At 56.8% G+C, this 14,273-nt stretch carries 12 protein-coding genes; 6 read left to right on the top strand and 6 right to left on the bottom strand.

The genetic code is table 11. The annotated features are described in order from the left end of the window. Together B3E94_RS03955 and B3E94_RS03960 are read left to right on the top strand one after the other, a co-directional pair. The gene (locus B3E94_RS03955; protein ID WP_286912405.1) at positions 1–564 is read left to right on the top strand and encodes an NUDIX hydrolase; all 564 of its coding nucleotides are present in this window, start codon (positions 1–3) and stop codon (positions 562–564) included. A 124-nt stretch (positions 565–688) separates the two neighbouring features. Next, positions 689–2,872: a response regulator gene (locus B3E94_RS03960; RefSeq protein ID WP_286912406.1), complete on the top strand. Its 2,184-nt coding sequence runs from the start codon at positions 689–691 to the stop codon at positions 2,870–2,872. A gap of 15 nt (positions 2,873–2,887) precedes the next feature. Here B3E94_RS03960 and B3E94_RS03965 read toward each other — a convergent pair whose 3' ends face one another. Then, on the bottom strand, positions 2,888–3,502 hold the full coding sequence (locus tag B3E94_RS03965; RefSeq protein ID WP_286912407.1) for a LysE family translocator: 615 nt from the start codon (positions 3,500–3,502) through the stop codon (positions 2,888–2,890). A 112-nt stretch (positions 3,503–3,614) separates the two neighbouring features. On the opposite strand from B3E94_RS03965, the gene B3E94_RS03970 reads away from it, so the two are divergent. Both B3E94_RS03970 and B3E94_RS03975 read left to right on the top strand, forming a co-directional pair. After that, the gene (locus B3E94_RS03970; RefSeq protein ID WP_286912408.1) at positions 3,615–4,067 is read left to right on the top strand and encodes an Lrp/AsnC family transcriptional regulator; all 453 of its coding nucleotides are present in this window, start codon (positions 3,615–3,617) and stop codon (positions 4,065–4,067) included. 411 nt (positions 4,068–4,478) lie between these two features. Next, complete coding sequence (locus tag B3E94_RS03975; RefSeq protein ID WP_176514961.1) at positions 4,479–5,888, top strand: purine-cytosine permease family protein; 1,410 nt, start codon at positions 4,479–4,481, stop codon at positions 5,886–5,888. Positions 5,889–6,149: 261 nt separating this feature from the next. On the opposite strand, the gene B3E94_RS03980 is transcribed toward B3E94_RS03975, so the two are convergent. The 5 genes from B3E94_RS03980 to B3E94_RS04000 form a co-directional block, all read right to left on the bottom strand. Next, positions 6,150–6,590: a hypothetical protein gene (locus B3E94_RS03980; protein ID WP_286912409.1), complete on the bottom strand. Its 441-nt coding sequence runs from the start codon at positions 6,588–6,590 to the stop codon at positions 6,150–6,152. A 133-nt stretch (positions 6,591–6,723) separates the two neighbouring features. Further along, positions 6,724–7,626, bottom strand: coding sequence for a fimbrial protein (locus B3E94_RS03985; protein WP_286912410.1), 903 nt, complete (start codon positions 7,624–7,626; stop codon positions 6,724–6,726). Between the two features lie 158 nt (positions 7,627–7,784). Continuing rightward, positions 7,785–10,346, bottom strand: a complete 2,562-nt coding sequence (locus B3E94_RS03990; protein ID WP_409521183.1) for a fimbria/pilus outer membrane usher protein — start codon at positions 10,344–10,346, stop codon at positions 7,785–7,787. Between the two features lie 126 nt (positions 10,347–10,472). After that, complete coding sequence (locus B3E94_RS03995) at positions 10,473–11,222, bottom strand: fimbrial biogenesis chaperone (RefSeq protein ID WP_286912411.1); 750 nt, start codon at positions 11,220–11,222, stop codon at positions 10,473–10,475. A gap of 70 nt (positions 11,223–11,292) precedes the next feature. After that, the gene (locus B3E94_RS04000; RefSeq protein ID WP_286912412.1) at positions 11,293–11,886 is read right to left on the bottom strand and encodes a fimbrial protein; all 594 of its coding nucleotides are present in this window, start codon (positions 11,884–11,886) and stop codon (positions 11,293–11,295) included. 304 nt (positions 11,887–12,190) lie between these two features. Here B3E94_RS04000 and B3E94_RS04005 point away from each other — a divergent pair, with 304 nt between their 5' ends. Beyond that, positions 12,191–13,417, top strand: coding sequence for an EAL domain-containing response regulator (locus B3E94_RS04005; RefSeq protein WP_286912413.1), 1,227 nt, complete (start codon positions 12,191–12,193; stop codon positions 13,415–13,417). A gap of 159 nt (positions 13,418–13,576) precedes the next feature. Next, positions 13,577–14,272: a response regulator transcription factor gene (locus B3E94_RS04010; protein WP_286912414.1), complete on the top strand. Its 696-nt coding sequence runs from the start codon at positions 13,577–13,579 to the stop codon at positions 14,270–14,272. Position 14,273 lies beyond the last annotated feature (1 nt).

The following is a 14,273-nucleotide window of genomic DNA, read 5'->3' on the forward strand; positions in this document are numbered from 1 at the left end:
ATGCCCACCGCCCCGCGCTACTGTCCGCACTGCACCACGGAACTGGCCCGGGGCGTTCCCACCGGCGACACCCACGAGCGCCTGCACTGCCCCGGCTGCGGCTACATCCACTACATCAACCCGAAGATCATCGCCGGCTGCATCATCGAGCGCGAGGGCAAGTACCTGCTGTGCCAGCGCGCCATCCCGCCGCGCCCCGGCACCTGGACCTTGCCGGCCGGGTTCATGGAAGCGGGTGAAACCACCGAACAGGCGGCCCTGCGCGAGGTGTGGGAAAAAAGCGGCGTGCGCGGGGAGATCGTCTCGCCGTATTCGATCTTCAGCGTGCCGACCATCTCAGAGGTGTACATCATCTTCCGCGCCATCGCCACCGAAGAGACCGGGCAGTACGGGCCGGAAACCCTGGCCTACAAGTTCTTCGCGCCCGATGAGATCCCTTGGGACGAGATCTACTACCCGGCGATCCGGCAGATCCTCGAGCGCTACATTCTCGAGCGCCAGGCGGGGGTGTATGGCATCTACATGGGCAACGACGATACCGGCAAGGTGCATTTCATCCGCTGAGCCTGAGGCAGTGCATCACCTGTGGGAGCCGGCTTGCCGGCGATGAGGCCTGGCATAATCCCCTCGCCATTTCGCCATTCTCGGTGCACCCTTGTCATCCCGGTCTAAAGGAATGGCAAAACACATGGCGAAATGGCTAGAGGGCGGCGGGCAGATGGCCGAGCGCATCCGCCAGCACGATTGGAGCAACACCCCCCTAGGCCCCTTGGAGACCTGGCCCGACGCCCTGAAACTTTCGGTCGCCCTGTGCCTGGGCTCGCGCTTCCCCCAGGCGGTGCTCTGGGGCCCCGAGCTGATTACCCTGTACAACGACGCCTTCACCCCGATCCTGGGCCGCAAGCCGCTGGCCCTGGGCCGCCCGTTCAGCGACGTGTGGCAGGAAGCCTGGGGCGAAATCGCCGAGATGGCCGCGCGCGCCATGGCCGGCGAAGCGGTGTACATCGAAGACTTCCCGCTGGTCATCGACCGCAACGGCGGCCCCGAACGCGCCTACTTCACCTTCTGCTACAGCCCGATACGGGGCGTCGACGGCCGCGTGCTGGGCATGCTCGACACGGTCACCGAAACCACCACCAACGTGGTCAACAGCCAGCGCCTGAGCTTTCTCGACAGCCTGAGCCGCGAAGTGGCCAACGCCACCGACCCCGAGCGGATCATGGCCATCACCACGGCCATGCTGGTGGAGCACCTGCAGCTGTCCAGCTGCGCCTATGCAGTGATGGACGCCGACCAGGATGGTTTCAACATCTGCGGCGATGCGGTGGCGCCTGGCTCGCCCCGGCTGATCGGGCAGTACCGCCTGGCCGATTTCGGCCGCCTGGCCGTCAGCCGCCTGCGCGCGGGCGAGGCGCTGGTGATCAACGACAACCTCAGCGAACTGCCCCGCGAAGAAGCCGCGACCTTCCAGGCCATCGGCATTACCGCGACCATTTGCATGCCGCTGATCAAGGATGGGCGCCTGACCGCGCTGATGGCCATCCACGACAAGGCGCCGCGGGTGTGGACTGGCTACGAGCTGCGCATGATCCGCGAAGTGACCGAGCGCTGCTGGTCGCATATCCAGCGGGTGCAGGCCCACGCCGAGGTGCGCGAGGCGATGGCGGCCCTGGAAGTGCTCAATGCCACCCTGGAGCAGCGCGTCGAAGAGCGCACGACCCAGCTGCTGCACACCGAAGCCGTGCTGCGCCAGGCGCAGAAGCTCGAAGCCATCGGCCAGTTGACCGGCGGCGTGGCCCATGACTTCAACAACCTGCTGACCATCATCCGTTCGTCGCTGCACTTTCTGCAGCGCCCCGGCCTCGACGAAGGCCGCCGCGAGCGTTACCTCAAGACCATGGCCGACAGCGTCGACCGCGGCGCCAAGCTGACCGGCCAGTTGCTCGCCTTCGCCCGCAAGCAGGCCTTGAGCCCGCAAGTGTTCGAGGCCGGGCCGCGCCTGCAGGCCATGGCCGACATGCTCGACACCGCCACCGGTGCGAGGATCCAGGTGGAGCTGGAGCTGCCCACGCAGCCTTGCCATATCCGCGCCGACCTCGGCCAGCTCGAAACCTCGGTGATCAACCTGATGCTCAATGGCCGCGATGCCATGGCCGGCGAAGGCACCTTGCGCCTGCGCCTGCAGGCCGGCCAGCGCATGCCTGGCCTGCGCGGGCAGCCGGCGCCAGGCGGGGTATTTGCCGCCATTTCGGTGACCGACACCGGCGTCGGTATCGCCGCCGGGCTGCTGGAACGCATCTTCGATCCGTTCTTCACCACCAAGGCGCCCGGTGAGGGCACCGGCCTGGGCCTGTCCCAGGTGTTCGGGTTCGCCAAGCAGTCCGGCGGCGACATCGAGGTGGCCAGCGTCGAGGGCCAGGGCACCACCTTCACCCTGTACCTGCCGCAAGAGGCGCCGCCTGCCGCAGCCGAGGCTACCGCTGCGCTGCCCGCCGCGCCCCATGCGGCAGGTGCACGGCGGCGGATACTGGTGGTGGAGGACAACCCCGACCTGGGCACCTTCACCACGCACATCCTGCAAGATCACGGCTACCAGGTCAGCTGGGCGCACTCGGCCGAAGACGCCCTGGCCCAGTTGGCCGGCCCGGCGGGCGAATTCGATGCGGTGTTTTCCGACGTGGTGATGCCGGGCATGGGCGGCCTGGCACTGGCCCGCGAACTGCGCCGCCAGCGGCCGCAGCTGCCGGTGATCCTGACCTCGGGATACAGCGAGGCGATCGCCGAGGGCGGCCACGACGGCTTTGCCTTCCTGGCCAAACCCTATTCGGCGGAGCAGGTGTGCCAGATGCTGGCTAAGGTGCTGGGTAGGTGAACGTTTGCAGCGGTTTCAGCGCATCTGCCCGATGATCAACCCCGTGGCCACCAGTATCATCGCCAACCCCGACACCCTGCCCACCAGCTTCGCCGCCCCCGGCCGGGTGCTTAGCACCGCCTTGGCGCCATAGCCCACCAGCGAATAGATCACCAGCGAGCTGCACAGGTGCACCAGCCCTAGCAACAGGATCTGCACCGGCACCGGCCAGCTGGATTGCGGGTCGGTGAACTGCGGCAGCAAGGCCAGGAACAGCAAGAACACCTTGGGGTTGAGCCCGCTGACGCAAAAGCCCTTGAAGGCCCAGCGCGACCCCGTTTCCCCGGCACCGCCCTGCCCCGCCTCGGGCAATGCCGGGCTCAGCAGCAGGTTGCCGCCCAGCCACAGCAGGTAGCTGCTGCCAGCCAGGGTCAGCAAGGTCAACGCCAGCGGGTGCCCGGCCAGCAGGCTGCCGACCCCCGCCGCCACCACCAGGGTGGCCAGGAAATGCCCCGACAGCATCCCCGCCACCGCCGGCATCACCCAGCGCCCGCGCATGCCCGCCGAGATGGCGTAGGCCCAGTCGGCGCCGGGAGTAATCACGAACAACAAGGACACGGCCCAGAACGCCGTCAGCACACTGATCGCCACTTCACGTCTTCCTTCACAAGGTTTGCGGTTGCTGGAAAGCGTAAAGATTTCGCCTGAGGATTTTCTTCCGTATATTTCCCCGAAACCTTTATTTACTGGAAGATTCTCCCCAATGGACCGCACAGACCGGAAGATCCTTGCCGAACTGCAAAAAGATGGTCGCCTGTCGGTGACCGAGTTGGCCGACCGCGTGGGCCTGAGCCTGTCGCCGTGCCACCGGCGGCTCAAGGCGCTGGAGGAGAGCGGCGCCATCCTCGGCTACCACGCCCGCCTGGCGCCGAGCGCGCTGGGCTTGAATTTCGCGGCGTTGGTGTTCGTCACCCTGCGCGAAGTGACCCGCCAGCCGGTGGCGGACTTCGAGGCGGCCGTCAGCGCAATACCACAGATCGTCGAGGCGCAGCGGCTGTTTGGCGACCCGGATTACCTGCTGCATGTGGTGGCCAAGGACTTGCCGGCGTTTCAGAAGCTGTATGACGAGCAGTTGACCAGCATTCCCAATGTGAAGCGGCTGAGTTCGACGCTGGTGATGAAAGAGGTGATTCAGGACCGCATGCTGCCGACGTAGATCGGCGTTGATGCCTGGGGCCCCTTTCGCGGGGCAAGCCCGCTCCCACAGTTACATTCCACAGTTCTGCACAGTACCGGTGGGAGCGGGCTTGCCCCGCGAAAGGGCCGGCACAGGCAACACATGCCCTGCCCCGCAATCGCGCACCACGCACCATCCCGGCACATCCGTTTGGATCCATTCCCAACCCAACCGCCCAACCTCGGGCCTTACCGCCCGATGGCCCGCTCCTTGCAGCCACTCGTCCCTTAACCTTTTGTCAGCCTTAGCTTTTTTAACGTTTATGGGCACATATTTACTTATTTCTCCTAACCCCCGCACCCCGCATCATCGCTCCAACAAGAACGCGTCGCCCATCGCCGGCACGTACCCGGGCAGCCCTCGTTGCCCAACCTTGCCTTGGAGTCAGTCATGACCAGTGCAGCCAACTCGGCACCCCTCATAGAAAAACACACGATCGGCTACGTGCCCCCGCAAGACCGCCATGGAAAGGTAAGGGATCTGTTCACACTGTGGTTCGGCGGCAATATCGCGCCGCTACCCATCGTCACCGGCGCGCTGGGCGTGCAGCTGTTTCACCTGAACCTGGTGTGGGGCATCGTCGCCATCCTGGTCGGCCACCTGGTCGGCGGGGTGCTGATGGCGTTGCACTCGGCCCAGGGCCCGCAGATGGGCATCCCGCAGATGATCCAGAGCCGCGCCCAGTTCGGCTCGCTCGGCGCGCTGCTGGTGGTGGTGATCGCCGGGGTGATGTACATCGGCTTCTTCGCCTCCAACATCGTGCTGGCCGGCAAGTCGCTGCATGGCGTGGTCGATTCGGTGCCGGTACCGGTCGGTATCGTCGTCGGCGCGCTGGGCTCGGGGATCATCGGCATCATCGGCTACCGCTTCATCCACGTGCTCAACCGCATCGGCACCTGGGTGCTGGGCATCGGGATCGTGGTCGGCTTCGGCTACATCTTCAGCCATGTGCAAAGTGACGACTTCCTCACCCGCGGCGGCTTCAACCTGGCCGGCTGGCTGGCCACCGTGTCGCTGGCGGCGCTGTGGCAGATCGCCTTCGCCCCCTATGTGTCGGACTACTCGCGCTACCTGCCGGCCGACGTGAAGGTCTCCTCGACCTTCTGGACCACCTACCTGGGCTCGGCCCTGGGTTCGAGCCTGTCGTTCATCTTCGGCGCCGTGGCGGTGCTGGCGATCCCGGCCGGCATGGACACCATGGACGCGGTCAAGCTGGCCACCGGCACCCTCGGCCCGATCATGCTGGTGCTGTTCCTGCTCAGCGTGATCAGCCACAACGCCCTCAACCTGTATGGCGCGGTGCTGTCGATCATCACCCTGATCCAGACCTTCGCCTACCGCTGGATCCCCACCGCCAAGAGCCGTGCGGTGCTGTCGCTGGTGGTGCTGGCGGGCTGCTGCGTGGTGGCGGTGTGCGCCTCGGCGGACTTCATCGGCCACTTCGTCGACATGGTGCTGGTGCTGCTGGTGGTGCTGGTGCCGTGGACGGCGATCAACCTGATCGACTTCTACGTGATCCACAAGGGCGACTACGACATCCAGTCGATCTTCAAGGTCGACGGCGGTATCTACGGCCGCTACAACCCGCAGGCGCTGATCGCCTACGCGGTGGGCATCGTGGTGCAGATTCCGTTCATGAACACGCCGCTGTACGTGGGGCCGATTTCCGCGCACATCAACGGCGCCGACCTGTCCTGGTTGGTGGGCCTGGTGATTACCTCGCCGCTGTACTGGTGGCTGGCCAGCCGCGACAGTGCCTATCGTCGCCGGCAGATGAGTGCCAAGATGGCGGCAGCCTAAGCGGAGCAGTTCGGGTGCATGCCTCGGGATCTGATTGATTTTGAGATCGAGCGCCGCCCGCGCGGCGCTCGATTTCGATACCGCTGCAGAATCCTCGACATGCACCGAACACCGGTGAGCACTGCCTGAACTTTCTCAACGCTTCGACGGCAACACGACGGATGCGAGTGCCGCAGTTGATAATGGGCTTTACAGCCGATGGCCTGGCGGATGCTGCAATATTTAGCGGAGGGCGGGGTTATGCACCCCGCCCGGCATTCATCAGCGAATATTTTTGATATTGCCCTTACTACCGGTTACCTTCACATCCACTTTTTTGAAGATGAAGTAGTCCTCCACGTTTACTTCATAACGCGGCGCTACGATCAAGTCGGAACCTGAACTTTTCACCGCCTTGTAAGCTGCAGCAGCCTTGACCGAGGACACCGGGTCAAAGGCAGCGAAGCTCATCCCTGAACCGCTCTCGGCGCCGTAGGTCACTCCGTCGGCGAACTGATTATCACCACCGAACTTGAATACGCCAAACAGGATATTGACCTGGGATTGGCCACTGATCTCGCCACCCACGGCAACGTCGGCTTTCAAGTCTGTCTTGACCACGCCAGCTACAGGAGCAATTGGCTGGCTAACATTGTAACTGGTGCAACCACTTGCGAGAACGGCAGCAGCGACCAATGCGGCAGCGCTAAGATACTTCTTCATTTCGACTCCTAATTAACATGCTTGTACTGCCCTTTCAAAGGCGGTCACATATTAGGATTCTGACGATGATTTCCTCTATAAGGAAATTCTCAAAAATGAAAATTTTAAAACACTCGCTCGCGCCCCAAACCGACTACAAATACGTCACAGTGAATCTCACACTGGCGTTAGCTGTACCCGCTTTGAGTTCATCATCAGCCAATCTAACGTAGGCAGCAGTGAGGCTAAGCTCCGCGCTTGCCGCACCGGCAGTATAGTTTGCAAGCGTATACCCCTGCTTCATTTTGAGTAGGGTTCCCTTGTCATCCATAAGTTTTAACCCCACGCCCTTTGCAGAAGATTTCGCGTCTAAGGGTATAATGCCGTCGATGGAGGTGACCCCGGGGAGAGTATCGTAAGTAAAGCGCACTCTATTTACGCCCTTGCCGCAATCCTTCACCAATAATTTAAACGGCACCGGCGCGGTGGTGTCGCCAACGTCGCGTAGCATGTGTAATTGATATTTATCGCCCATCTGTACATTAGTACTCTCAACCGAACACGACGACGTAACGACTCGAATTGAGTTCATCAAATTGAAATTGACGATCACCCCGCCACTTTGAGAAACCCAGCTACCCAAAAGCCCTGCTGGAATAGTGGCGCCTGGAGGCACCTCTCGATTCTTGACGAGGTAGAGCCTATAGGGCCCGTCCGGATATTCTACGCGCGTACCATAAGGTATATAAAATTGTGGCTGAGCACTTGCCACTGGAAAAAAAGCAGTAAACCCTTCGATAGTTATTCTGAAATCAAGCCCTGTATCCCCCAGCGGAAATACACTACCCGAAGCGGGGGTTAACCCCCGCGAGGGCTCAACCTTGAGCCCGGTGTATTCACTAGGGTTGCACGTAATCACCAGCGTATTGTTTGCCCCTTTTGAAATAGCGTCGAATACCGTTAGGGCGATACCGTCCGCAGCAACATCGATCGTTGCAGGAGCGGTGAAATTAATCGTCTGCGGTTTAGCTACCGGCTGCCCGGTGCTGGTGTTCAACTGCGAACACTTGGCGTCAGCCGTTGCGACACAACCTAGCGACGTCAAAAGCACAATTAGAACCTGCCAATTCATTGAACAACCTCATTCCATTCAACACAACAACCACTCACCATGGACGTTAAGCACAATACGGCAACGCCTTACCTGTCTGAAAACTACAACACTGCCGCGTTACTAAGGTATTGGCGCTCACTACACTGCAGCCTGTAACGGTCATAATTTAAGGGCGTTTTATCTTTAGCCAAGACGTAGGGCGCTGAACACTGACGACCCTGCCACTTTATAATCAGTGTTCCGCTATCCTCCGTCACCAGCGCAAGCGCTTTACCGGTAGGATCAGATATTGCAAGCTGCTTGCCTTGTTCATCTTCTACTGCAGCGCCGAATGGAATCTTACTGTTTTGAGCATCGAACAGATCGAACTGTACACGCCGGCCCTTCTTGCCTACGAAACGAGCCCGGACTATTGCGCCACGCCGCGGCACCACTTGCTGCGTTGCGCTTTCCAGATCAATAGCGCCCCCCAAGTTACGTGTGTCCAGTGTCACCCAATTCACCCGATAAGGTTGGGCGTTTGGGAGCACGGCGTAACCATTACGACCTGTTTTAACGCCACTGTAACTGGCGACCTCCAAGCCCGTTGCGCCAGGCACTTCAATCAAAGCGAACGTTTCACCCACCGTTTGCCCAAAATTCACGCCACCCGCATGTGCCACAATCGACCCTGAAGCATTGATATTATGAGAGCTGTAACCACTGCCACGACTGTAACTCATTCCCACATCCCCCATGGATGTGCGTGTGTTCAAACTGAACGAACCACTTTGATCACCCTCAACATCGCGACCCGTTTGTGCAGAGTAATAGGTATCGCCTTGTTCTGTCAGGTAACCGTTAACTCCGGCCTGGGAACTTGCGCCCGCTTTCTGATGATTGGTTGAAACATACGCACGGGGCGCACGCACGCTGCCTCCCAACGGGAACGAAATTGAAGCGCTGAACTGAGTATCCTCTCGACTGCCAGCCCCTGCTGTAAACTCTCGTGTTTTACTTAAACTCACGTTGTAGTTCAAATCCCGCCAGTTATTGCTATAGCCTGCAGAAAAACTGCGCGATCCTTTACGATCCCAGTAGCGCTGATCACTGGCATTTAGGTAAAACGCGCCAAACTGCCCGGTGTCGCCCAGTGTCTGGTTTATCGTCAGGTCTGTACGTGTCTTGGAGTTCCCACCGCGCTGGGAAACTCCTTTGCTGACCTCTTCAATGTGATCCTTCAACGTACGATACCCCTCGGTCGAGTAGCGATAAGCCGCCAGGGTAAACGTGGTATCAGTGCCAGTGAAGGTCTTCGCATAGAGCGCTCGGACGCTGCCGCCCTGCACCACCTTGCCGAGGGAGTGGCTCGACGACTGCGTCATGTCCAAGGACATTGCGCCAATGGGCGTATTACGAGCCCCCCCTACCGAAAGTGCCTGGAATCCTGCGCTCGCCTGCACGCCAAAAATGCCTGTAAAGTTGCTGGTCAGACCATAGGCAAACGTGCCGCTCGCAAACGTTGGCGATTTGAAACCATCGGCATTGTTCGTATATTTACCCGCCGAAAAACTATATTTCAACTGGCCTTCCCGAACCATGGTCGGCAGCGCAGCGAATGCCTGCTTACTTACTTTTCGACGACCATCCGCCTCTATAATTACGACTTCCAGATCACCATTAGAGCCAGATGGATATATATCACTAATCTCAAAAGGTCCTGGCGGTACGGCGGTGGTGTAGAGAATGTAGTTATCTTGGCGAATCTCAACGGTGGCATTGGTTTCAGCGACACCACGAATAATAGGTGCATAGCCGCGCTCACTGTCCGCTCGCATGCCTGTATCTGACGCCACTTTCACACCTTGATAACGAATACTGTCGAAGATATCCGAATCGGAAAATATTTCACCCGCACTAAATTGCCCCTTGATCGCAGTCAAGTCATGCTGGACAAAAGTACGATTACTCACGAATCGATCAGGTTGCCCTGTCGAACTGCTGAAATTTGATTCATTTCGCACACGCCATGCACCGAAATTAATTCCGTTGCGCAGGCCTAAATTACTTGATATTTGATTTCCCGTATCTGACCTGTTGCGGGTAGTGCTAAGCTGATAATTGACAAAACCGGCCGTCACACCCTCATCCCATAATTCGGGATCTACATAACCTCGAACGCCACGCGCCATCGCCACTTGGGGCACGCTGACGTCCAGCCTGAGGCGGCTTGCATCAAACCGCAAACTGGCTTGATCAATGAGCAATGGTAAATAATAACTGTGCTGTGGTACTTGCTCATCGATGAGCCCTTGCTGTTGCAGTTTTTTCAGATCCACGCCCAATTGCTTGAGCAATTCCAACGTAATACGCGGCTCAATTCTGTCACTGTGTGGAGAGCGCTCAAATTCAACATCGCGGCGCCCGACCAACGTCCCATTACTATAGACATCCACTCGATATTGACCTGGCAGCACGCTATTGGCATTTAGCAGCGGTTTCAGGTCGACGGCAGAGGAGCCCTGAAGAAAAGATGTGTTAAACGACTCAGCAAGAACACTTTCACTTTCGTTAGCCCTCGCCAAGCTGCACATGGCCAGGCTTATCGCAAGGTAGAGCGGATTAATGCGGCTGCGTGCCAAGTAGAATGTTATTGGCCTCAAATAAAGACGGCGCACTTTCATACGATTTTCAGACGCGCCAAATGAGGAGAAAAACATCTAAATAGCCTTTTTTGATTTTAAAATAAAAAGACCCAAATGAACCAAGCGAGCAACGCTATATCTTTCGAAACTAATAATTACCCCTGATTATTTTTGCATCTCCACGACACGACTGGCGTGCGACACCCCTTCAAACAGGGGCGCTTCAAATGCTTGCTGGGCACCATAATCATTGATTGCCGAGAAATTCAACTCATGCTGAATGCTCATATTCTTCTTACCGAGAGCAAATGACTTTTTTTCACCTGGGCCGATCATCGTTGAGTCGACAATTTTTTCATAGCGCTTCCCCTCCCCCACTTTGATGTCAGCGATGGAAACATAAAACTTACTATCATTTGACACACTCAATGATAACTTCCCAGCATGAGTCTCCAGGCGCCAGGCCAACAGTTCTGGCGCCTTAGCAGGGTCTTCAATCAGCCCATCCGGGCGAAAGAAAACTTTTATACGTTGGCGCACCGCGAGCTGCAGTACATTAGACCCCGGGGCGGAGCTCTGAGGGATTTCCTGCACGTTGAGCCAGACCACGGACTCTTTATCGCTGGGCATTCCTTGCCCTTCATATAGAATTCTTAAAAGCTGTTGCTGATTGGCTTCCGCCCTTGCCAGTGGAGGTGTTACCGCAAATGGAGGGGCCTCTTCATTATTATCACCGCTGTCAAGCCATGACTGTACCAATACAGTCTGCCCGCTATTGCGCACCATAATGTTCGCTTCTCGATGCGCGCCATCAAATATCACCCGAGTTGCACTCAGGGAAATACTGGCAGCTACCGACGGCGCATTAATAAGGCCTGCCAGCCCAAGGCATAAAACAAGGGAACGACATACCATTTGCTATTTACCTGAAAACAATAATTGTCCGGAACGATGCTTCTCAGCATCGTCCCGAGCTAAACAAGGTTTACTCGTACTGAAGAACGAATGGCAGGGTGGCGTTACCGCTACCCGCGGTAGCCGCTTTGATATCGCCCGTGGTGACGTAGGCAGCAGAGAAGGTCAGAGTACCGTCACCACCCGCCGCTGCTTCATCGCCATCGAGCGAAGTTTCGACCTTGGCAGTAGCTTCAGAACTCAGATCAATGAGCTGGCCGCTGCTGTCAATCAGAGCAATACCTACACCTTGAGCCGCATCAGCACCTTGCAGCTTCAGTACGGTTTTACCACTGACCAAGCCGGAGCCACCATTGAGCGTAGGTTTAAACAGCATCGAAACCTTGGTACCGGCATTACAGTTAACTTTCAAATTGAAATCGGTGGCAGCGAGTCGCCCAGCCGTAGGCGCTGCATCAGTACCCATGTCTTTAATAGAAACAGCACCCATATCAACGGAAATCACTTTATCCTTGCCAGTACTGCCGTCAACCGAGCAAGCGTCATTGTTGATACTGCCGGTGAAGTTAATCTGACCGCTACCGCCCTTAACGGCCGCGGCCATTGCTGTTGTGGAGGCTGCCACGAAAGAAAAGGCCAGAACCGCGAACGTAACTTTTCTCATTTTTAATACTCATTGGGGTGGAGTGTTTGGTAGAAATGCCAGCGAAGGATAGGCCGCCCCGATATCAATAGTCATTAAGGATATCCTCAAAATCACAGTCCACTGGTCACGGGGTTAGCCCATGAAAAAGCACCCGCGGAATTGAGACAATCCTTAATGCGGCAATTAAGAATAGTGCCTATAGTCACCGCCCTTGTGTGTCACGATTAATCAGCAAAACTCTAAAATGGGCCCATCATTTCTCGTCGCCAAACTGAAGCCCAGCGACATAAATCTCCTCATCGGCATTGGAGCTTTCAGATTTATGAAGTCACTGCGCATATTGGTTCTGGAAGACCACGCATTCCAAAGAGCGGCGATCGTTAACTTACTCAACCGCCTAGGCCATACTCATGTCATCGAGGCTGCAGACGGAAGAGAAGCGTTATCCTTAATATCCAGTGGCGGCCCCGTCGACATAGCCGTCTGTGATTTAAATATGGCAGGAATGGATGGATTGACATTTCTTCGCCTTGCCCATGACGCCCAGCTAATAAACGCTGTGATCATCTGCAGCTCAGTCACTGATGAATTATTACGAGCCGTGGATCGGATCGTCACAACACAAGGCCTCAAGCTATTAGGCAGTGTCGGCAAACCGTTGCACATTGAATCACTTGAAATGCTTATAGCAAAATATGAGCCCGTGCAGAAAACCAACCCGCTAGTCCTACCAGCAAGTGCCGACGAGCCTACGGAACAAGAAATACGTGATGCCGTTCGGCACCAGGAGTTTCGCGCCTACTTTCAACCGAAATTTCATTTGCAAACCGGAACTATGGATGGCGCAGAAGTGTTGGTGCGCTGGCAGAGCGCTAAACGCGGATTGCTGTCTCCGGCCGCGTTCCTTCCAACGATCGAATGCAACGGACTCGTGGATGATATGTTCTTTAGTCTATTGAGTCAGGGCCTTAGCTTGCAACGAACTGTGCAATCTCGTGAGCATCCGTTCAAGCTCGCTTTCAATGTGGACGCCTCACAGATGTCCAACCCCAATTTCGTCAACAACCTTAAAGAGGCTTTACGTATTCACGGCGCGTCACCTGCCGGATTGATTCTGGAGCTGACCGAGAAGGGACTGATGCATTTACCTGACATCAGTATGGAGAATATGGTACGGCTGCGCATGATGGGCGTCAGTCTCGCCATCGATGATTTTGGAGTGGGGTATTCTTCACTAGAACGTCTTTGCCAGATGCCCTTTAACGAAATCAAATTGGATGCCGGTTTTGTGCAGCATTACGAGGAAGTACGTTACGGCGCAGTGATTAATAGTGCACTCACTCTTGCACGCCAGCTAGGCATACGATTGGTGGCTGAAGGTATCGAGACCGTCGAGCAGCTCAATCATTTGGTTAGCCTCGGCTACGACTGGGGCCAAGGCTATCTTTACGCGAGACCGATGAGCCAGGCGCATTTGGTCGACTGGTATTTTGAGGGCAACAAGTCTTCGTGGCGTCACGCTTTCGGTAGCCAGCATATGCAAGCTTGAAACCCGCAGCCTTGAGGCCTTGCAGGACGTAATTGCTTCTTGAGGGCCCTGTTTCCTCCCGCCGGGTCTTTAACCTGCATCAGGTTCTTGAGCTTTACATTGGCGATATAATGCGTAGGTGCACCAAAGCCACTCTGCGCTCATCATTGGAGTCCAACCATGCACTGGTCAGCCGCAACCCCCTTACGCCTGGCAATCTTGGATGATCACTCACTCATTAGACTCGCGATGAAATCGAGACTCTCTAGCGAGGAAGACTTTAGCGTCGTAGGGCTCTACGCCGGCAGTCCTCAGTTGCTAGAAGGATTGCGCGCGAACGAAGTGGATCTTCTAATTTTGGACTACAAGCTCAACGATGGAGAGCTTGATGGACTTAATTTGATTCGACTGTTGCGCAAACAGTACCCGAAGCTAAACATCCTCATTTCGTCATCCGAGGAGCGTTTGGCAGTCGTCAGTTTGACGCTCAGAGCAGGTGTTAACGGCTTTTTGGGAAAATCACAGTCCGTTGATGATCTCGTTACTGCCATTCGGACGGTGGCATCAGGTAGGCTATACCTGTCAGATTCTCTGAGTTTCGCGCTTGGCGCGATGCAGTCCGATAGCCCCGAGTTTGCTATCGCTGATGGCTGTTCCCCACCCGAAGACCTTTTAAATGCACCTTCCCTTTCACCCAAAGAAAAAGAGGTATTACGCTGTTGCCTTGACGGCATGTCAGTGAATCAAATTGCGTTGAAGTTTTCTCGAAGCCCAAAAACGATTAGCGGTCAAAAGCAGACGGCTTATCGAAAATTGGGAATTGTCACTGATGCCGAATTATTCAAACTGCAAAACAGCCTCCTCGGGCAGGCATGAG

The sequence above is a fragment of the Pseudomonas sp. UBA6315 genome (genome assembly GCF_002438125.1).
Taxonomy (GTDB): domain Bacteria; phylum Pseudomonadota; class Gammaproteobacteria; order Pseudomonadales; family Pseudomonadaceae; genus Aquipseudomonas; species Aquipseudomonas faucium.

Coding starts and splice junctions, on each gene's coding strand:
- B3E94_RS03995 (WP_286912411.1), bottom strand. CDS start 11,222: ATGGTATGTCGTTCCCTTGTTTTATGCCTTGGGCTGGCAGGCCTTATT.
- B3E94_RS03960 (WP_286912406.1), top strand. CDS start 689: ATGGCGAAATGGCTAGAGGGCGGCGGGCAGATGGCCGAGCGCATCCGC.
- B3E94_RS04000 (WP_286912412.1), bottom strand. CDS start 11,886: ATGAGAAAAGTTACGTTCGCGGTTCTGGCCTTTTCTTTCGTGGCAGCC.
- B3E94_RS03955 (WP_286912405.1), top strand. CDS start 1: ATGCCCACCGCCCCGCGCTACTGTCCGCACTGCACCACGGAACTGGCC.
- B3E94_RS03990 (WP_409521183.1), bottom strand. CDS start 10,346: ATGAAAGTGCGCCGTCTTTATTTGAGGCCAATAACATTCTACTTGGCA.
- B3E94_RS03975 (WP_176514961.1), top strand. CDS start 4,479: ATGACCAGTGCAGCCAACTCGGCACCCCTCATAGAAAAACACACGATC.
- B3E94_RS03980 (WP_286912409.1), bottom strand. CDS start 6,590: ATGAAGAAGTATCTTAGCGCTGCCGCATTGGTCGCTGCTGCCGTTCTC.
- B3E94_RS04010 (WP_286912414.1), top strand. CDS start 13,577: ATGCACTGGTCAGCCGCAACCCCCTTACGCCTGGCAATCTTGGATGAT.
- B3E94_RS04005 (WP_286912413.1), top strand. CDS start 12,191: ATGAAGTCACTGCGCATATTGGTTCTGGAAGACCACGCATTCCAAAGA.
- B3E94_RS03970 (WP_286912408.1), top strand. CDS start 3,615: ATGGACCGCACAGACCGGAAGATCCTTGCCGAACTGCAAAAAGATGGT.